The organism is Ramlibacter sp. (genome assembly GCF_050250995.1).
In the GTDB taxonomy this organism is placed as follows: domain Bacteria; phylum Pseudomonadota; class Gammaproteobacteria; order Burkholderiales; family Burkholderiaceae_C; genus Ramlibacter.
Genome location: NZ_JBFWNP010000074.1, coordinates 1 through 18,791 on the forward strand (window position 1 = coordinate 1; position 18,791 = coordinate 18,791).

16 protein-coding genes and 1 pseudogene are annotated in these 18,791 nt (G+C 67.8%); all 17 read left to right on the forward strand.

The genetic code is table 11. The features are described 5' to 3' along the window. Positions 1–1,583, forward strand: a pseudogene (locus tag AB7E83_RS26430) (hypothetical protein); the annotation flags it as partial. Between the two features lie 283 nt (positions 1,584–1,866). Continuing rightward, the gene (gene tssB, locus AB7E83_RS26435; RefSeq protein ID WP_428574193.1) at positions 1,867–2,385 is read left to right on the forward strand and encodes a type VI secretion system contractile sheath small subunit; all 519 of its coding nucleotides are present in this window, start codon (positions 1,867–1,869) and stop codon (positions 2,383–2,385) included. A 30-nt stretch (positions 2,386–2,415) separates the two neighbouring features. Beyond that, positions 2,416–3,903: a type VI secretion system contractile sheath large subunit gene (gene tssC, locus AB7E83_RS26440; protein WP_428574195.1), complete on the forward strand. Its 1,488-nt coding sequence runs from the start codon at positions 2,416–2,418 to the stop codon at positions 3,901–3,903. Between the two features lie 83 nt (positions 3,904–3,986). Next, the gene (locus AB7E83_RS26445; protein ID WP_428574197.1) at positions 3,987–4,472 is read left to right on the forward strand and encodes an Hcp family type VI secretion system effector; all 486 of its coding nucleotides are present in this window, start codon (positions 3,987–3,989) and stop codon (positions 4,470–4,472) included. A 46-nt stretch (positions 4,473–4,518) separates the two neighbouring features. After that, a complete protein-coding gene (gene tssE, locus AB7E83_RS26450) occupies positions 4,519–4,992 on the forward strand; it encodes a type VI secretion system baseplate subunit TssE (RefSeq protein WP_428574199.1) in 474 nt (157 codons plus the stop codon). Between the two features lie 86 nt (positions 4,993–5,078). Next, positions 5,079–6,833 (forward strand): type VI secretion system baseplate subunit TssF, encoded by a 1,755-nt coding sequence (tssF, locus tag AB7E83_RS26455; protein WP_428574201.1) that lies wholly within the window; start codon positions 5,079–5,081, stop codon positions 6,831–6,833. Further along, the gene (tssG, locus tag AB7E83_RS26460) at positions 6,821–7,930 is read left to right on the forward strand and encodes a type VI secretion system baseplate subunit TssG (protein WP_428574203.1); all 1,110 of its coding nucleotides are present in this window, start codon (positions 6,821–6,823) and stop codon (positions 7,928–7,930) included. Before tssF ends, tssG begins: the two co-directional genes overlap by 13 nt. Next, positions 7,920–10,625: a type VI secretion system ATPase TssH gene (gene tssH / locus AB7E83_RS26465; protein ID WP_428574205.1), complete on the forward strand. Its 2,706-nt coding sequence runs from the start codon at positions 7,920–7,922 to the stop codon at positions 10,623–10,625. The genes tssG and tssH overlap by 11 nt, the downstream gene beginning before the upstream one ends. Next, positions 10,625–12,649 (forward strand): type VI secretion system Vgr family protein, encoded by a 2,025-nt coding sequence (locus AB7E83_RS26470; RefSeq protein ID WP_428574207.1) that lies wholly within the window; start codon positions 10,625–10,627, stop codon positions 12,647–12,649. Before tssH ends, AB7E83_RS26470 begins: the two co-directional genes overlap by 1 nt. Before the next feature lie 2 nt (positions 12,650–12,651). Then, the gene (locus tag AB7E83_RS26475; RefSeq protein ID WP_428574209.1) at positions 12,652–13,389 is read left to right on the forward strand and encodes a toxin-antitoxin system YwqK family antitoxin; all 738 of its coding nucleotides are present in this window, start codon (positions 12,652–12,654) and stop codon (positions 13,387–13,389) included. A gap of 3 nt (positions 13,390–13,392) precedes the next feature. Beyond that, positions 13,393–13,782: a DUF4280 domain-containing protein gene (locus AB7E83_RS26480; protein WP_428574211.1), complete on the forward strand. Its 390-nt coding sequence runs from the start codon at positions 13,393–13,395 to the stop codon at positions 13,780–13,782. A 25-nt stretch (positions 13,783–13,807) separates the two neighbouring features. Next, complete coding sequence (locus AB7E83_RS26485; protein ID WP_428574213.1) at positions 13,808–14,113, forward strand: hypothetical protein; 306 nt, start codon at positions 13,808–13,810, stop codon at positions 14,111–14,113. A gap of 14 nt (positions 14,114–14,127) precedes the next feature. Next, positions 14,128–14,958: a substrate-binding periplasmic protein gene (locus AB7E83_RS26490; RefSeq protein WP_428574215.1), complete on the forward strand. Its 831-nt coding sequence runs from the start codon at positions 14,128–14,130 to the stop codon at positions 14,956–14,958. Beyond that, the gene (locus AB7E83_RS26495) at positions 14,945–16,459 is read left to right on the forward strand and encodes a cation:dicarboxylate symporter family transporter (RefSeq protein WP_428574217.1); all 1,515 of its coding nucleotides are present in this window, start codon (positions 14,945–14,947) and stop codon (positions 16,457–16,459) included. The genes AB7E83_RS26490 and AB7E83_RS26495 overlap by 14 nt, the downstream gene beginning before the upstream one ends. Further along, on the forward strand, positions 16,456–16,989 hold the full coding sequence (locus AB7E83_RS26500; RefSeq protein WP_428574219.1) for a hypothetical protein: 534 nt from the start codon (positions 16,456–16,458) through the stop codon (positions 16,987–16,989). Before AB7E83_RS26495 ends, AB7E83_RS26500 begins: the two co-directional genes overlap by 4 nt. Positions 16,990–17,027: 38 nt before the next feature. After that, positions 17,028–18,353 carry a type VI secretion system baseplate subunit TssK gene (gene tssK, locus AB7E83_RS26505; protein ID WP_428574221.1) on the forward strand — a complete coding sequence of 442 codons (1,326 nt, stop codon included), beginning with the start codon at positions 17,028–17,030 and terminating at the stop codon, positions 18,351–18,353. Positions 18,354–18,356: 3 nt separating this feature from the next. Next, positions 18,357–18,791 (forward strand): DotU family type IV/VI secretion system protein (locus AB7E83_RS26510; RefSeq protein WP_428574223.1); only part of this gene is annotated, 435 nt, incomplete at its 3' end.

Consider the following 18,791-nt stretch of genomic DNA (forward strand, 5'->3'; position numbering starts at 1 on the left):
CCGCGGGCGGCGCGGCAGCGGGCCAGGACGCAGCGGGTGGCGATGCAGCGGGCCAGGACGCAGCGGGCGGTGATGCAGCGGGCCAGGACGCAGCGGGCGGTGATGCAGCGGGCAAGGACGCAGCAGGTGGCGATGCAGCGGGCAAGGACGCAGCAGGCGGCGATGCAGCCGGCAAGGATGCGGCAGGTGGTGATGCTGCCGGCAAGGATGCAGCCGGCAAGGAGCCCGCGGGCGGCGATTCCGCCGGCAACAAAGATGCAGCGACGGGTGACTCTGCGAGCAAGGATGCGGCAGGAGGCGAGGCCTCAGGCAAGGACGCCGCTGGCAAGGACGCAGCACCAGGCGACGACGCACCAAAGGACGCCGCACCAAAGGACGCAACCACCGGCAACGACGCGGCTGGAAGCAAGGAAGCCACCGCAAAGGATGCGTCGGGCAAGGATTCCTCTGCCGCGAAGGATCCATCGGCCGGCAAGGATGGTGCTGCCGGCAAGGAAGCCGCTGGCAAAGACGCAGCCGGCAAGGACACACCCGCGAAAGATGCATCCGGCAGCAAGGACGCGGCGACGTCGGACGCAGCGGCCCGGGACACCGCAGGCAAGGACGCATCGACTTCCGCCGGCGACTCATCGAACACGCAGCAGGGCAGGGCCGACTCCGCGAGTACGAAAGGCGATGCCCAGGGCTCGAGCACTGCAAAGGACGCAGGCGACGCGAAGACCCTCGACGCGAAGGACGCACAGGCCTCGAAGCCCACGACGAAGGACGCTTCGGATCCATCCGGGGACTTCAAGGATCCGACGAAGAACATCAATGATCCCGCGAAGGACATCCGGGACCCGACGCAGGACCTGAAGGATCCCACGAAGGATCTGAAGGACCCGACTAAAGATCTGAAGGACCCGACGAAAGATCTCAAGGACCCGACGAAGGATCTCAAGGACCCCACCAAGGACATCAAAGATCCGACCAGGGATTTCAAGGATCCGACCAAGGATTGGAAGGACCCCACCAGCGACCTGAAGGATCCGACGAAGGATTTCGGCGACCCGGCGAGGGACCCGATGCGCGATCTGCGCAATCCCACGAAAGATGCTCCTTCGCTCGACGATGTCAAGCGCGCAGGCGACGGCGGTGGCGTGAATGCAACCGGGAATGCGGGTGAAGTGACAAAGGGGACGAACGGCATATCGGGGGGTACGGGGACGCCGGGCACGCAGTCGGCACAGATGCCGGGCGGCAGCGCGAGCACGTCGACGACTTCCGGGGCCGCACCGAACGGCGCATCCGCGAACACGGCATCGACGCATCCGATGTCGACGAACACGGGCTCCGCCGGCACGACTTCGGCCAACACGAACGTGGGCACGCCGCCCTCGGGCAGCTCTGCAGGAACGCCATCGAGGCTCGAGGACATCGCTTCCGGAATCGACCAGAAGATTTCAGTGAAGCCCTCCGATGTACAGGGCCCCTTGACCGGCGATGCGGGCACGACAACGCAAGTCGCGAAGGAAGGACCTGTGACTTCCAAGATGAAGTCGTTGTGGTCACGCATCGTTGGTGCAAAGCCTCCCACACCTTGAATCTAGGGACTTTCCCGGTGTTGACATCCACGCGATCCTCCATTCGTTGTTGCGTGGGAAATGCACGATGCGCGTCCCCAGTGGAGAACGCATCCGCAACGCTTCAAGCACATCCACAAACGCGTGCGTGTGAGTGCTTGTAAAAACTGCGGGGCAGGGGTTGCGAGGTGTCGCGTATGTGAACTAGCATCGTTTCACTCTGTAGCGCGATGTCATGGAGTGAGGGGCGGGACTTTCCTCGCCCTCCTGTTGCGGTCTCATTTCTCCCAAGGAGGGAATGCGAATGTCTGATAGCTTGCAAAAATGGGTGGGGCGCAATCGCCCGCCCCGTGTTCAGATCACATACGACGTGGAAATCGGCGACGCGATCGAGAAGAAGGAATTGCCGCTCGTGGTGGGCCTCATGGCCGACCTGTCCGGTGCGCCGCTGAAGCCGCTCGCCAAGCTCAAGGAGCGCCGGTTCATCGAAATCGACCGGGACAACTTCAACGAAGTGATGGGCAAGATCGCCCCTCGCCTCGACATGTCCGTGCCCGATACGCTCAAGGGCGAGGGCAACCTGAAGGTCGAACTCAATTTCCGCGAATACGACCACTTCCACCCCGAAGCGATCGTCAAGCAGATCCCCCGCCTGAATCGCCTGCTCGAAGCGCGCCAGCAGCTGCGCGACCTGCTGGGCAAGCTCGACGGAAACGATGAGCTCGACAACCTGCTCGAGAACATCCTGCAGAACACCGAGGAGCTGAAGGCCATCAAGGAAGCCGCTCCGCCCGAAGCCGCAGACGCCGCCCCGGCCGCCTGACGCAACCCAACACGGAAAGAGAGCTAACACATGGCTACCGATACCGCACAGGAAGGCGGCGCAGCAGCGTCCACCGCGGAACTGTCCACCCTCGACCGCATCATCAGCGAAGGCAAGATGGCCGTCGAGCCGTCGCAACAGCCCTACGCCAAGAAGCTGCTGGGCCAGTTCGCGTCGCAGATCCTCGACGAAGGCATGAAGGCCGCTCCCGACAAGGGCGTGGTTGCCATGATCAACGAGCGCGTCGCCGAGATCGACAAGATCCTCACCGACCAGCTCAATGCGATCATGCACCACGAGCAGTTCCAGGCGCTCGAAGGCTCCTGGCGCGGCCTGCACGACATGGTGTTCGGCACCGAGACCGGCCCGCGCCTGAAGCTGCGCCTGCTCAACGTCACCAAGAAAGAGCTCCTGAAGGACCTCGAAGGCGCCGTCGACCACGACATGAGCGTGCTGTTCAAGAAGATCTACGAAGAGGAATACGGCACGTTCGGCGGCCATCCCTACTCCGTGCTGATCGGCGACTACACGTTCGGCCGCCACCCGCAGGACATCGCCCTGCTGCAGCGCATCTCCAAGGTCGCCGCCGCCGCGCACGCGCCCTTCATCGCCGCCGCCGCGCCGTCGCTGTTCGACATGAAGTCGTACACCGAGCTGGGCGTGCCTCGGGACCTGTCCAAGATCTTCGAAAGCGCCGAGCTCGTCTCCTGGCGCGGCTTCCGCGACTCGGAAGACTCCCGCTACGTCAGCCTGGTGCTGCCGCGCTACGCCGCGCGCCTGCCCTACGGCGCCAAGACGAACCCGGTCGAGAACTTCAACTTCGAGGAAGACGTCGACGGCAAGGACCACGACAAGTACCTGTGGGCCAACTCCGCCTACCAGCTCGGCCTGCGCATCACCGATGCGTTCGCCAAGCACAGCTGGACCACCGCGATCCGCGGTGTCGAAGGCGGCGGCAAGGTCGAAGGCATGACCGCCCACACGTACAAGACGGATGAAGGCGACGTGGTGCTGAAGTGCCCGACCGAAGTGGCGATCACCGACCGCCGCGAGAAGGAGCTCAACGATCTCGGCTTCATCGCCGTCGTCAACTCCAAGGGCTCCGACTTCGCCGCCTTCTTCGGCGGCCAGACGGTCAACAAGCCCAAGGTGTACAACCTCGACTCCGCCAACGCCAACGCGGCGCTGTCGTCGCGCCTGCCGTACGTGCTGGCCGCTTCCCGTTTCGCGCACTACATCAAGGTGATCATGCGCGACAAGGTGGGCAGCTTCACCACCAAGCAGAGCGTGTCCGACTACCTGAACCAGTGGCTCGCGATGTACGTGCTCCTGAGCCCGAACGCGACGCAGGGCGAGAAGGCCCGCTTCCCGCTGGCCGAGGGCCGAGTGGACGTGAACGACGTGGCCGGCAAGCCGGGCGCGTATTCCGCCACCGTGTTCCTGCGTCCGCACTTCCAGATGGAAGAGCTGACGACCTCGATCCGCCTCGTCGCCGAACTGCCGGCGCCGGCGGCCTGATCGAGCGGGTTTCGTTCAACAAGAGCTAGTCCCGACGGGGTGCGGCAAGGAAGCCGCCCCCGTCTTTTCAAGGAGCATGAAAAATGTCTGACGTTCTCATTCTGGACATGGCCGACGCGATCAAGGGCAACTGCGAGATCACGGGCTATATCGGCAAGATCATCGTCCAGTCGTATTCGCATGGCGTCGCCCTGCCGATGCAGATGGATGCCTCGCAGACGGAGCGCACCGCGGGCCGTCCCTCGTTCACGGAACTGACGTTCTCGAAGATGTCGGATCTGTCGACGCCCGAGCTGTACACGGCCTGCACGCGCGGCACGAACGTGCCGCTCGCGAAGCTGCACGTGGGCCGCGTGGAAAATGGCGACTACATGGCGTTCCTGACCTACGAGATGACCAACGCCATGGTCTCCAACATCAGCACCGCCGCCGGCGGCGGGCTGCCTTCCGACAGCTTCTCGATCAACTTCACGAAGATCAAGTGCGACTACACGAAGCAGAAGACCGACTCCGCGGCGGCCGGCACGGCCACCTGGAACTGGAACCTGGAAACGATGAAGGCCGACTGACGGGCGCGCCCGCGGCGACGCGGGCACGTTCTCAGCGGGAAGGATCATGACCAAGTTCGTCGCCGCCAATCCGGTTCCGCTGTTCGACCGGATCGCCGGCGCGGCCGACCTGTCGTTCGACGGCCGGCTCATGGACTCCGGCGGTCTCATGTCGTCGCTCCAGCGCGACCTGGGCCGCCTTTTCAACGTCCGCAACGGCATGACCGTCGCGGACTTTCTGTCTTATCCCGATACCGACGCGGATTTTCCCGTCCGGTATTGGGGCATGCCCTGCCTGCTGACGCTGTCCGCGCAGTCGGCGGAGGACCTCGCGAAGCTCGAGGCGGTGGTCGCACGCGCCATCGCGCGATTCGAGCCGCGTCTGCAGCACGTGCAGGTGAAGGCCGCGCGCGACCCCAAGCGCAACAGCTCCGCCAGGGTGGCCATCGCCGCCGCGGTGAGCACGGGCAACCAGCTGTGCCGGGTCGATTTCGACGTGACCATGGATTCGCAGACCGTCCAGTTCGAAGGCGGCGCATGAAAACGATGACAAGCAGGAGGACCGGCGATCATGCAAGCAGACATGTCCCCACGCATGCACCCGCACGACCGCGCCGGTAAAGACCAGTGAGAGCCCAGGACGACATCCTCGAGTACTACCGCCGCGAGCTCTCGTACCTGCGCGCGCAGGGCGTGGATTTCGCCGCCCGCTACCCCAAGGTTGCCCAGCGACTGTCGCTCTCCGGCGCCGAATCCGCCGACCCGCACACCGAACGCCTGATCGAGGCCGTCGCCTTCCTCACGGCGCGCGTGCATCGCGACATGGATCGCGAGTTCCCCGCCATCGCCGGCGCGCTGCTCGACAACCTCTGCCCCGTCCTCACGCAGCCCGTGCCCGCCATGACGGTGGTGCAGATGACGCTCGACGCGTCGCAGGGCAAGGTCATGTCGGGCATCGCGGTGCCGCGCGGCACCGGCCTGTCGACCACCGCCGCCTCTGGCGAGAACTGCCGCTTCCAGCTCGCGTGGGACACCACGCTGTGGCCGCTGAAGGTGTCGGCCGTGCGGCTCGAGGACTCGCGCACGCTGCGCATCGACTTCATGTGCGAGCCGGGCAACGACGTGTCCGAGCTCGAACTCGACACGCTGCGGCTGCACCTCGCGGGCGACCTGCTCACGACCATGCCGCTGCAGGAGCTGCTGATCACGGGCATCGAGCGGCTCGAGCTCGAAGCCGGCGGCGGCGCGGTGCATCCGCTGTCGCCGATCCAGCCGGTGGGCTTCGACGAGGGCCAGGAGGTCCTGCCGCAGCCGGCCCATGCGCATCCGGCCTACGGGCTGCTGCTCGAATATTTCGCCTTCCCGCGCAAGTTCCAGTTCTTCGACGTGAAGGGTCTGCGCGGACGGCTCGGCACGGGGCATAAGTTCTCGCTGCGCTTCGTGTTCGACCGCACGGCGCGCGTGCTGTCGCTGCTGTCGACCGACAACTTCATGCTGGGCTGCTCGCCCGCGGTCAACCTCTTCACGCGCACCGGCGAGCCGCTGCGCCTCGACCGGCGCCAGTACGAGTACCTGCTCGTGCCCGATTACCAGCGCGAGTCGATCACCGAAGTGCATTCCGTGATCGGCGTCACGGCCACCGATCCGCGCGCGGACCGTCCCGTGCGCATCCCGAGCGTCTTCAGCGAACCCGACAGCGACGACGGCGAGTCGGCCACGCTGTTCTGGAACCTGCGCCGCGACCTGACGCTGCGCAAGGACATCGCGGGCACCGACGTGTACCTGAGCTTCGTGGACCGCGCCAACGTGCGCGCGGTGACCGGCGACCTCGTGGTCTATGCGCAGTGCCTGTGTACCAACCGCCGGCTCGCCGAGCAGCTGCCTCCCGGCACCCGCTTCTGGGCCGAGGGCGTGTCGACGTCGACGCGCGTGCGCGCGCTGTACCAGCCGAGTTCGCAGCGCGAACCCGTGCTCGGCTCGAAGGCGCTGTGGTCGCTCGTGTCGCTGCTGCGGCTCAACCACCGTTCGCTCGTGGACGGCACCAACGGCGTCCACACGCTGCGCCAGATGATGATGCTGTTCGCCGGCGAGAGCGCGCGGGACCAGGCGCAGGTGCGCGGCATCAAGCACCTGTCGGCCGGCATGGCGACCGCGCGCCTGGGCAGCGATGCCTGGCGCGGCCATGTGCGCGGCACCGACGTGCAGCTGGAATTCGAGACCGATGCCTTCGTCGGCACCTCGCCGCTCGTGCTGGCGAGCGTGCTGTCGCGCTTCTTCGCCCTGTACACCTCGGCCAATTCGTTCGTTCGGCTGTCCGTGCAGCGCAACGGCGAGGAGTGGATGCGGTGGCCTCCGATGAGCGGGCGGCAATGTCTGATCTGATCCAGACGCTCACCGAGAAGCCGCAGGGCTTCGACCTGTTCCAGGCGCTCAGCCTCCTGGAGCGGGCGCAGCCCGAGCGCCGGCCCATCGGCACCTCGATCGGGCTCGACGAGACCGTGCGGCTGGCGGCGCACGTCGAGATGTCGTTCGCGGCGAGCGACATCGCCGGCATCGACGACAGCAAGCAGGCCGGCCCGCCGCTGACGCTGCGCTCCAGCGCGCTTTCGCTGGCCGGCCCGCAGGGTCCGCTTCCCACGCCCTTCACCGAGCTGCTGCTCGAGCGGCGCCGCGCGGGAGACAAGGCGGGCCTCGAATTCCTCGACATCTTCAACCAGCGGCTGCTCGCGTTTCTCTATCGCGGCCGACGCAAGCACCATGTCGCGCTGCACGGCGAGCACCTGGACGAGGAGGCCGCGCTGCTGCGTTGCCTCGACGCGCTCTCGGGCCTCGGCCGCGCCGAAGGCGCGCGCGGCCCGTCCGGCGAGCGCGCCTGGCTGCGCCACGCGGGCCTGCAGGGCGCGGCGCCGCGCTCGCTCGCCTCGCTGCTCGCGCTGCTGCGCGACCGGATGGGCATCCGCTTCCAGGGCGTCCAGTTCGACGGCGGCTGGCATGCGCTGGCCGACAGCGAGCGTGCTTCGCTTCGCACGCGCGGGCGCAACCGCATGCGGCTCGGCGCGGGCGGCAGCCTCGGCCAGCGGGCGTGGGACCAGGAGGCCGGGCTGCAATTGAGTACGCCGTCGCTGCCGCATGCGAAGTTCGCCTCGCTCCTGCCGGGCGGCAAGGGTCATGCGTTGCTCGGCTGGCTGGCCGCGCGGCATCTGCAGCGGGACGTGAAGGTGGTGCTGAGTACCGGCGTGATCGACCCGCCGCCCTCGACGCTTGCGAAAGACGCCGCGCTGCCGCCGCGCCTGGGCCTGTCGGCCTGGCTGAGCAGCGCGCCGCGCCCCAAAGGCGACGCCGCGCACCCGCGCTGGGCGCCCCAACATCCGAAATTCGTGCTGCGAACGCAGCCCGCCGGCGAGACCGAGGAGGCCGACAAGGCGACCGAAGCCGGCGAGAACCGCGTCACCGACGCAAGGACGACGCATGGAAATTGACATCCGCACCCTGCTCGGGAAGCTCAACCCCGAATGCAAGCGCGCCATGTCCACGGCCGCCGAAGTGTGCGTGAAGCTCACGCATTTCAACGTCGATGTCGAGCACTTCCTGCTGCAGCTGCTCGACGGTCCCGCGCCCGACCTGAAGCAGATCTTCGAACGCTTCGCGGTCGACCTGCAGGCGGTCAGGACGGGTCTGCAGAAATCGATCGACGGCTTCAAGCGCGGCAACGGCCGTACGCCCGCCCTGTCGCCGCAATTCATTCCGCTGTTCCAGGAGGCGTGGCTGCTCAGCTCCATGATCCTCGGGCAGCAGCAGGTCCGCTCGGGCACGGTGATGCTCGCGCTGCTCGAGGTCGATGCCTTGCGCGGCCACCTGATCGAGAGCGCCCCGAAGCTGCTCGAGATTCCGCGCGAGACGCTGCGCAAGGAATTGCCGGGCATCCTGTCGTTCTCGAGCGAGGACGGCGGCGGCGTGCCGGGCGCGGCGCCCGCCGGCGGCGCGGCGGCCGGCGGCAACGGGGGCGCGAGCGGCGGACCGCAGATGCCGCAGATGCAGCCGGGCAAGCCGACCTCGACGCCCAACCTCGACCAGTACACGATCGACATCACCGCGCAGGCGCGCGAGGGCAAGATCGACCCGATCCGCGGCCGCGACAACGAGATCCGCCAGATCGTCGACATCCTGCTGCGCCGGCGCCAGAACAACCCCATCCTCACCGGCGAGGCCGGCGTGGGCAAGACGGCGGTGGTCGAAGGCTTTGCGCAGCGCGTGGTGCAGGGCAGCGTGCCGCCGGCGCTCAAGGGCGTGGCGGTGCGCACGCTCGACCTCGGCCTGCTGCAGGCCGGCGCGGGCATCAAGGGCGAGTTCGAGAACCGGCTGAAGTCCGTGATTTCCGAGGTGCGGTCCTCGGCCACGCCCATCGTGCTGTTCATCGACGAGGCGCACCAGCTGATCGGCGCGGGCGGCTCCGAAGGGCAGGGCGATGCCGCCAACCTGCTGAAGCCCGCGCTCGCGCGGGGCGAGCTGCGCACCATCGCGGCCACGACCTGGGCCGAGTACAAGAAGTACGTCGAGCGCGACCCCGCGCTCGCGCGCCGCTTCCAGGTGGTGAAGGTCGAGGAGCCCGCCGTCGACGTCGCGGTGGAGATGCTGCGCGGCATGGTCGCCACGCTCGAGAAGCACCACGGCGTGGAGATCCTCGACGAGGCGGTCGAGGACGCGGTTCGGCTGTCCGACCGCTACATCACCGGCCGCCAGCTGCCCGACAAGGCGATCAGCGTGCTCGACACCGCTTGCGCGCGCGTGGCCATCGGCCAGTCGGGCCAGCCGTGGCAGCTTGAAGCCCTCGAGCGCGAGATCATGCTCACGGGCGAAGAGCTGCGCCTGGCGCAGCAGAAGCATGCGCGCGGCGAGGACCACGTGGAGGAAATCGCCACGCTGCAGGCCAAGGCCGACGCGCAGCGCGCGCGCCAGACGCAGCTGCAGCAGAAGCTGAAGGACGAGCGCGGCGCCGTCGACGAGATCATCGCGCTGCGCCGCGAGATCGCGGCGGGCGCTTCGGACGTGCAGGACGAGGACGAGCGCGTGTCGCGCCGCGCGACGCTGCAGCGCCTGCAAAAAGGACTTGAAGCGATCCAGGACGACGAGCCGATGGTGCCGCTCTACGTGGAGCCGCGTACCGTGGCCGACGTCATCTCCGGCTGGACGGGCATTCCCGTCGGCAAGATGATGGCCGACGAGATCCACACCGTGCTGCAACTGCGCGACCGCCTGCGCGAGCGCGTGGTGGGCCAGGACAACGCGCTCGACACCATCGCCAAGCGCGTGCGCACCTTCCGCGCCGGGCTCGACGATCCGGGCAAGCCGGTGGGCGTGTTCATGCTCGTGGGCCCGAGCGGCGTGGGCAAGACCGAGACCGCGATCGCGCTGGCCGACATGCTGTACGGCGGCGAGCGCAACATGATCACGATCAACATGTCGGAGTTCCAGGAGGCGCATTCGGTCTCCAGCCTGAAGGGCGCGCCCCCCGGCTACGTGGGGTACGGCAAGGGCGGCGTGCTGACCGAGGCCGTGCGCCGCCGGCCGTATTCGGTGGTGCTGCTCGATGAGGTCGAGAAGGCGCACCCGGACGTGCTCGAGATCTTCTTCCAGGTGTTCGACAAGGGCAACATGGAAGACGGCGAGGGCGTCACCGTCGACTTCAAGAACACGCTGATCCTGCTCACGTCGAACGCGGCGCAGGACGTCATCACGCAGGCGTGCGAAGGCGGCAAGCGGCCCGACCCCGAGCTGCTCGTCGAGCGGTTGCGCCCGCACCTGCTGCGGCAGTTCAGCCCGGCCTTCCTCGGCCGCCTCGTGATAGCGCCCTACTACCCGCTGGGCGACGAGCAGATCCGCAACATCGTGGCGCTCAAGCTCGCGAAGCTTTCGGACCGCTTCCTCGAGAACCACAACGCCATCTTCACGTGGGACGACGAGGTGACGGCGCAGATCAGCGCGCGCTGCACCGAAACCGACAGCGGCGCGCGCAACATCGACTACATCCTCACGCACTCGGTGCTGCCGGTGCTGTCCTCCCAGGTGCTCGAGCGCATGTCCGAGCAGAAGCCGTTCACCGCGGTCGAGATGGTCGTCGGCGCCGACGGCTCCTTCGGCTACAACTTCACCGACCAGCCCCTGGCGAGGAACTGATGGCGCTGCAGACCGGCTTCAAGCAGGACTCCCGGCTGATGACGTTGACGACGCCATTCGGCACGGACGACCTGTTGCTGGACGCGGTGGAGGGAAGCGAGGGCATCTCGGAGATGTTCAAGTTCCACCTCCACATGCGTTCGGGAAGCACGGCGCTCGCGGCGGCGACCATCGTCGGCAAGCCGGTGACCGTGAAGCTCGCGATCACCGACGGACCCGAGCGCTACATCAACGGCATCTGCTCGCGCTTCGTCCACAGCGGCTTCGACCGCGACTTCGCCAACTACGACTGCGAGATCGTGCCGAAGCTGTGGCTGCTCACGCTGTCGCGCGGGCGCAAGATCTACCAGGCCAAGACGATCCCCGAGATCGTCAAGGCGGTGCTCGGCACCTTCAGCGTGACGGTGGACGACTCCAAGGTCTCCGGCTCGTACACGGCGCTCGACTACGTGGTGCAGTACGACGAGACGGCCTTCGACTTCATCTCGCGCCTCATGGAGCAGGCCGGCATCTTCTACTGGTTCAAGTTCGCCTCGGGCGCGCACACGATGATGCTGGGCGACTCCGCTTCGGCATTCACCGACATCCCCGACTCCGCGAGCATCCGCTTCTTTCCGGGCAACGGCCTGCAGAACTCGGTGGACACGGTGACGAGCTTCGCCCGCGAGCACACGGTCGTGCTGAAGAAGGCCACCGTCAACGACTACAACTTCGAGACGCCCAGCACCTCGCTCGAAGGCACGCACTCGGCGAGCGCCGGGGAGACCGAGACCTACGAGTTCGGCGTCGGTCACACGGCGGCGGCCGGCGGCACGGCCATCGCCAAGCTGCGCGTCGAAGCGAGCCAGATTGCCGCCGAAGTGCTGCGCGGCGACAGCTTCGCGTATGCGTTCACGGCCGGCGGCAAGTTCACGCTGAAGGATCATTTCGTGGCCGCGCTCAACGCCGCGCATGTGCTGCGCCGGGTGCATCACACGGCGCGCGACGACATGTACACGAATTCGTTCGAGGCCTTCCCCGCCGCGACCCCGTTTCGCCCGCCGGTCCTCACGTCGCGCCCGCGCGTGGCGGGCTGCGAGACGGCGCTGGTCGTCGGCTCCAGCGGCGAGGAGATCTGGACCGACAAGCATGGCCGCATCAAGGTGCTGTTTCCGTGGGACAAGGACGGCAAGAAGGACGACAAGGCCTCGTGCTGGATCCGCGTGGCGCAGTCGGTGGCCGACAAGACCTTCGGCGCGATGTTCCTGCCGCGCGTGGGCCAGGAGGTCGTCATCACCTACATCAACGGCGACCCCGAGCGGCCGCTGGTGACCGGCGCGGTCTACAACGCCGAGAACGCGCCGCCCGCGACGCTGCCCGACAACCAGACGCAGACCATCATCCGCACGCGCTCCAGCAAGTCGGGCACGGCCGGCAACGAGCTGCGCTTCGAGGACAAGAAGGACTCCGAAGAGCTCTACATGCATGCCCAGAAGGACATGAAGGTGGAGATCGAGAACGCCCTCACGACGCAGGTGAAGAAGGGCGCCGAGACGCACACGGTCGACGAGGGCGACCGCACCATCGAGGTCAAGAAGGGCAAGGAGACGCACAAGGTCAAGACCACGCGGCTGGTGGAAGTGGAGGGCGACGAGACCCACACCAACAAGGCGAACTACAACCAGACGGTCACCAAGAACCACGTGCTCAAGATCGACGGCGACCTGACCATCGAAGTCGGCGGCAAGGTGACGTTCAAGTCGACCGGCGCGATGAACATCGAGTCCTCGGCGGCCGTCACGGTCAAGTCGGGCGCCGCCATGACGCTCGATTCGGGCGCGGCGCTCGATGCGAAGTCGAAGATGGACATGACGCTCGACAGCACGATGAACGCGAACATCAAGGCGAAGATGAACGTCGTCGCCGAGGGCACGATCCAGGCCGACGTCAAGGCCCCGATCATCAACGTGAAGGCCTCGGGCATGGGCACGGTGGAGGCCGGCGGCATCCTGACCCTCAAGGGCGCGATGACCAAGGTGAACTGAACATGGACACGCCCGCCACCGCCGCCACCCCCGACGTACCCGCGCTGCCGCAGGACCTGCCGCACTCCGGGCCTGTCGAGCAACTGAACGACGCGGGCGGCGTCGAGCTGCGCTGCGAGCTCAAGGACGGCCAGCTCACAGGGCCGCTGGAGCAGTTCGGCGCTTCGGGGCAGCCCACCTTCCGCGCCGAGTTCAAGGACGGCAAGCTCCACGGCCTGTCCGAGGCGTTCGACGCGGACGGCGTGCCGGTGCAGCAGTGCCAGTACAAGGACGGCGTGCCCCACGGGCTGCTGAAGATCTTCGTCTTCGGCAAGCTGGCTTCCGAGCAGACTTTCGTGAAGGGCGTGCTGCAGGGCCCCTCGCGCTCGTTCGACCTCGGCGGGCAGCTGAGCTCGAAGCTCACGTACAAGGACGGCAAGATCACCGGCCCGGCGGAGTTCTTCCACGAAGGCCGCCGCATGCGCAAGGCGGTCTACAAGGCCGGCCTGCTCGAAGGCGAATCGATCGACTACGACGCGCAGGGCGCCGTGGTGCAGATCTGCCGCTACAAGGCCAACGTGCTGCACGGCAAGGTGGAACGCTTCTGGCCGGGCGGCGAGCTGATGGAGGTCACGACGTACAAGGACGGCAAGCCGATCGCGCCGCCGCAACGCTTCGACGCCGATGGCGACCGCATGGATGCCTCCGGCGCGCCCCCCGGCGTGATCGACCGTCTCCAACGATTCGTGAGAGGGGACTAGGCCATGGGCAACGCAGTCTGCATGGGCGCGCTGATGCAATGCACCTTCGGCATGGCCCCGATGTCGCTGATGGTGCTGCCGGCCAACTGTTGCCTCGACGGCGTGATGCCCTCGGCCAACATCATGGACAACAAGCCGATGGTCAACATCCTTCCGTTCGCCATGTGCCAGTCGCCGTCGAATCCGATGGTGGCGGCAGCCACCGCGGCGGCGCTCGGCGTGCTCACGCCGATGCCGTGCATTCCCGTCACGGCCGCCCCCTGGGTGCCCGGCGGACCCACTGTCCTGCTTGGCAACATGCCCGTCCTCAACGACAGTTCGAAATGTATGTGCAACTGGGGCGGGGTGATCTCGATCAACATGCCGGGCCAGTTCACGCACACGGTTCCCTGAGCGAGCCACGAGAGGAGATACACATATGCAGATGGAATACCGCTTCAGCCTCACGCCGCGACTCGTCGCCGTGGGCCTCGTCACGCTTCTCGCGCTCTTCGTCCTGCTCTTCCTGCTCGGCCTGCAGGTCGGCCAGCGTTCCAAGGGCAGCACGCGCGCCGCGGTGACGAGCCTCGAATCCAGCGCGACGAGCGCCGTGGAGGGCGCGCAGAAACAGGCCGCCGATGCCGCCACCGCGGCCAAGGCGAAGATCGACTCGCTCGTTCCTTCCGCAACCTCCGCACCCGCGGCGGCGGCCGCACCCGTGGCCGCGCCGGCGCCCAGGCCTTGAGGAGGCCGGTGCAGATGAATCGCCGCGACGCATGCGTGCTGGGCCTGGCCTCCGCGGCCGGACTCGCGCATGCCTTCGGGCCGGGCCTCGTGATCGGGCGCGGCGGCAAATGGGTCGCCCCCGACATCGCGCGGGTGCAGGCGCGCGGCGAGCTGATCGTGGCGATGAATTCCAACGACTCGCCGCCCTTCTATTACCGCAAGGACAAGGAGGGTCAGCTGCTGGGTTCCGACGTGCGCATGGCCGAACAGCTCGCCCTCGAGATCGGCGTGACCCTCTATATCGACCGCACGCCGAGATCCTTCGACCAGGTGATCGAGATGGTGGGGCGCGGCGCGGCCGACATGGGCATCAGCAAGCTCTCGCGCACGCTCAAGCGGCAGCAGGCCGTGATGTTTTCCGAGCCCTACCTGCGGCTCAAGCACGCCTTTCTTCTCAACCGCGTCGAACTGCAGCGGCTGAGCAAGGACCGCACGCTCGACCAGGTCGTGCGCGATTTCCGCGGGACCATCGGCGTGATCGAAGGCACCTCCTACCACGGCTTCGCCGCCGAGAATTTTCCGCACGCGAAGCGGGTGACCTATCCCAACTGGGACGCGCTGGTCGCCGCCGTCAAGAAGGGCGAGGTGGCCTGCGCCTATCGCGACGAATTCGAGGTGCGCCGCGCGCTCTCGCAGCAGCCCGCGCTCGCGATCACGCTGAAGACCGTGGCGTTCAGCGACCTGGAGGACACGCTGGGCATCGCCGTCGGCTACCGCGACCATGCGCTGCTCGCGGTGGCGAACCAGTATCTCGAGGGCAGCGAGAAGCTGACGGTGGAGAAGGTGCTCAATGAACTCAAGTGAGATCCGGCGCAAGAAGCGGAAGGACGCGCTGCTCGCTCTGGTGCGCCACCCGGCGATGCTCGTCGTCTCGCTGGTGCTGGGCGCGCTCACCGGCGGGCTGTTCCCGCGCGCCGCGCCCCAGCTCGCCGCGGCGAGCACGGCCTACCTCGCGCTGCTGAACATGGCGGCCGTGCCGCTGATCGTCGTGGGCGTGTTCCTCGGCCTGCGCCGCATCGTCTCGCTGCCGCAGGCCGGCATGCGCCTGGTCGCGCTCGTGGGCGGCGGCGCGATCGCCATGGCCGCGTGCGCGCTGCTCGCCGCGGGACTCGCGAAGACCGTGGGCTCCGGCGCCCACATGCCCGAGCAGCAGGTCGCGATTCTCGGCGCGATGGCGCTCAAGGAGGTGCCCTACACGGTGGTCAGCCTGCGCGAGACCGAGGAGGTCGTCGCGCCGCCGGCCAAGCCGTGGCGCGTGCCGAACAACTTTTTCTTCGCGCTCGTCTCGGGCTCGCTGCCCGCCATCCTCTTGTGCGCCGTGTTCTTCGCTGTTGCTTTCGCGGCACAGCCGCAGAAGCAGGCGGCATGGTTGCAGGGGCAATTCGAGCCGATCTACCGTACCCTCGAACTGCTCATCGACCGGCTGAGCGATTTCCTGCCGGTCGTGGCGTTCGCGCTGGCCGCGACGGTGGCCAGCACGGCCAGTGCGGAGGGGCTCCTGTTGATGCAAAGTTTCCTGTTGCCGTTCTTCGTCACGGTGTCGCTGATCGCGGCCGTTTCGACCGTCGGCATGGCGACCTACCTCGGGCGCTCGTCGTGGGACGTGCTGCGCGCGCTCGAACGGCCGCTGGTGGTGGCGCTGTTCTCCTCCGGGCCGGCCGCCGCCATCCCGTCCTTCATCGACTCGATGTGCAACCGCCTGGGCTTTCGGCGCGACCTCGTCGAATTCACCGCGCCGCTCGCACCGGCCTTCCTGCGCGCGGGCGAGGCCGCCTTCTTCGCGGTGCTGGCCGTGTTCGTCGCCAACGTCTACGGCAAGGAACTCGGCACGCTCGACCTCGTTCTCATCGCAGGCGTGTCGATGGGCGCCGCCTTCGTCTCCGTGAACGTCACGGGTGTGCGTTCCATCACGGCCGGCGGCATTGTTCTCGGTTACCTGGGTTTACCGATGGAAGCATTGCTGCCCGCCTTTATCCTGCTGGAAGTGATTTGCGAGGGGCTGCGCAACGTGGTGTCGATGCTGTTGTCGGGCGCGCTGATCGCGCTCGTGTCCAGGGGGTTGCCGAAGGAAAAGCCGGCGACCGCCGCCGGGCCGGCGCTTGCGCTCGCGGCGGCCTCCCAGTTCCGATTCGAGCTCACCCGCGGACGCGCCGCCGCGGCAGCCGTGTTGGTTGCCTGCGCGCTGGCGGCCGCCTATTTCGCGGGCCTCGGCCTCGGCCTGCGCAAGGCGCAAGCCCTGCCGTCCGCCGTGCCCGAAGTTCCCGCCCTGCTGCAGCCCTCGGGCGCGAGGAGCGTCAAGCCATGACCCCAACGAAAATCTCCCGCCGCGGCGCCGTCGCCGCGCTCGCCTCCGCCGCCGCGCTCGCCTCCGGCTGCGCCGCCATCGACAGCACGTGGCAGGCCGCCAAGGGCGCCGTGGGGCTCGGCCCGAAACCGACCACGCCCGACTGGAAGAGCCTCACGATCACCGCGGCCGACGACGCCAACCAGAACAGCCCCGTGGCGATCGACGTGGTCTTCGTGCGCGAGCAGACGCTGGTCGAACAGCTCGCCACCACGCCCGCGTCGCGCTGGTTCGCCGCGCGCGGCGACATCGTGAAGTCCTTCCCCGAGGGCATCAGCGTGCTCTCCTACGAACTCGTGCCGCGGCAGTCGATCCGCGTGCCGTTCGAATCGTTCAAGGACCAGAAGGCGTGGGCCGTGCTGGCCTTCGCGAGCTATCCGCCGCCGGGCGACCACCGCGAGCGGATGCTGCTCACGGCCGAAGCCTATCTCGTGCAGCTGGGCGCCAAGGGCTTCAAGGCCGGCGCCGTGAAGCCGGCCGCGGCCCGCTGAGCCGGCGCCCGCCCGACGACCCCCGAATCAGGAAAGTCATGAAACCGAGCTTCCCCCCCGACCGCATCCTCTGGCACGAGGGGATGCTGCTGTCCCCGCAGCACTTCCAGCAGGAAAGCGCGCGCATCGACCAGCTCGTCGCGTGGCAATGCCTCGCGGCCGACCCGATGGCCTGGGGCGTCCGCCGCCTCGAGATCGACGAGAACCTGCTCACCAGCGGCCTGCTGCGCGTGCTGAACCTCGAAGCCGTGATGCCCGACGGCATGGCGGTGTCGTACTCGTCGGAGCGCAACGAAGGCGTCGACCTGCAGATCGACCTCGAGGCCTTCGCCGAGCAGATGGCCGACAAGGAACTGCCGATCTATCTCGCCGTGGGCCGCTCGCGCTCGGTGCGCGGGCAGGGCCAGCCCTCGCGCTTCCGCGGCGTGCCGGCGGAGCCGGTGCCCGACGAAGTGTCGGACGCGCTGCCCATCGACATTCCGCGTGCGGCGGCCAACCTGTCGCTCGTGGCCGGCGAGGTGCCTTCGTCGGTGTACCTGCACCTGCGCCTGCTCACCGTGCGGCGCGACAACGAAGTCTTCCGGCGCGGCGCCTTCCTGCCCGCGCTGCTGGCCGTGCCGCGCGAAAGCGACGTGCATCGCCGCGCGCTCGCGCTTGCCGCGCAGATGCGCAGCAAGGCCGCGTTCATCGCGAAGCAGACGGCCAATCCGTCCTCGCGCCTCGAGGACCGCATCGGCATGCTGGAGCAGAAGGCGCGCCTCGCGAGCCTCGTGCAGGCGCTGCCCCTGCTCGAGGCCGTGCTGCGCGCGCCGGAGTCCTCGCCCTACCGCCTGTACGTGGCGCTGTGCGCGCAGCTCGGCCCGCTGTCCCTGCTGCGCCCCGGCAACGTGCCGCTGCTGCCGCCCGCGTGGGACCCGGCCGACCCGCTGGCCGCGCTCGAGCCCGTGCTGCTGGCCGTGTCCGACCTCGTGGCCGAGGTCAGCCAGGACTGGCGCACGCAGATCTTCGGCTTCGACGGCCGCATGTTCGCGCTGGACATGCAGCCCCAGTGGATGGGCCCGCGGCTCATCGTCGGCCTGCGCGGCCAGAGCGAGCGCGACCACGTGGCCTGGATGTCGGGCGCGATCATCGGCTCGCGCACGGTGTGGACCACGCTCAGCGACCGCCGCATCCTCGGCGCGCCGCGCAGGGTGATCGAGGAGGCGCCGGAGCTCGGCGTGCGCTCGAGCTCGGGCTACACGCTCTTCGCGGTCGAGGCGAGCGAGAACGTCATCGTCCCCGACCAGGCCCTGGTCATCAGCAACGCCAACGAGACGAGCACCTCGCAGCGGCCGCAGGAACTCGTGCTCTTCACCAAGGGATAGGCCATGACCTCGTCGACCTTGCCCGCACTCGCCGACGCCCGACCCGCAACCGCGGGCGGCGTCGACCTCGCATCCGTGCAGTTCCGCGACTTCTTCGGCGTGCTGCGCCGCGCGGTCGAAGCCGTGCGCCAGGTCGCCGACAACGAGGCCGCGGCCGTCGCGCAGGCGCTGTCGCAGCAGCTGTCGCAGCTGATCGAGCTGCACACGCTGGAGGCGCGCCGCACCGGCGGCAAATCGGCGATGGAGGCCGAAGGCAGCGCGCGTTTCCTCAAGGCCGCGCTCGCCGACGAACTGCTCCTGTCGACCGACTGGGCCGGCCGCGACCACTGGCACCACGTGCTGCTCGAGGCCAACCTCTTTCGCACGAGCCACGCCGGCGACAAGGTGTTCCTGGAGATCGAGCAGATCCTCACCGCGCGCGAATCGACGCAGCGCAAC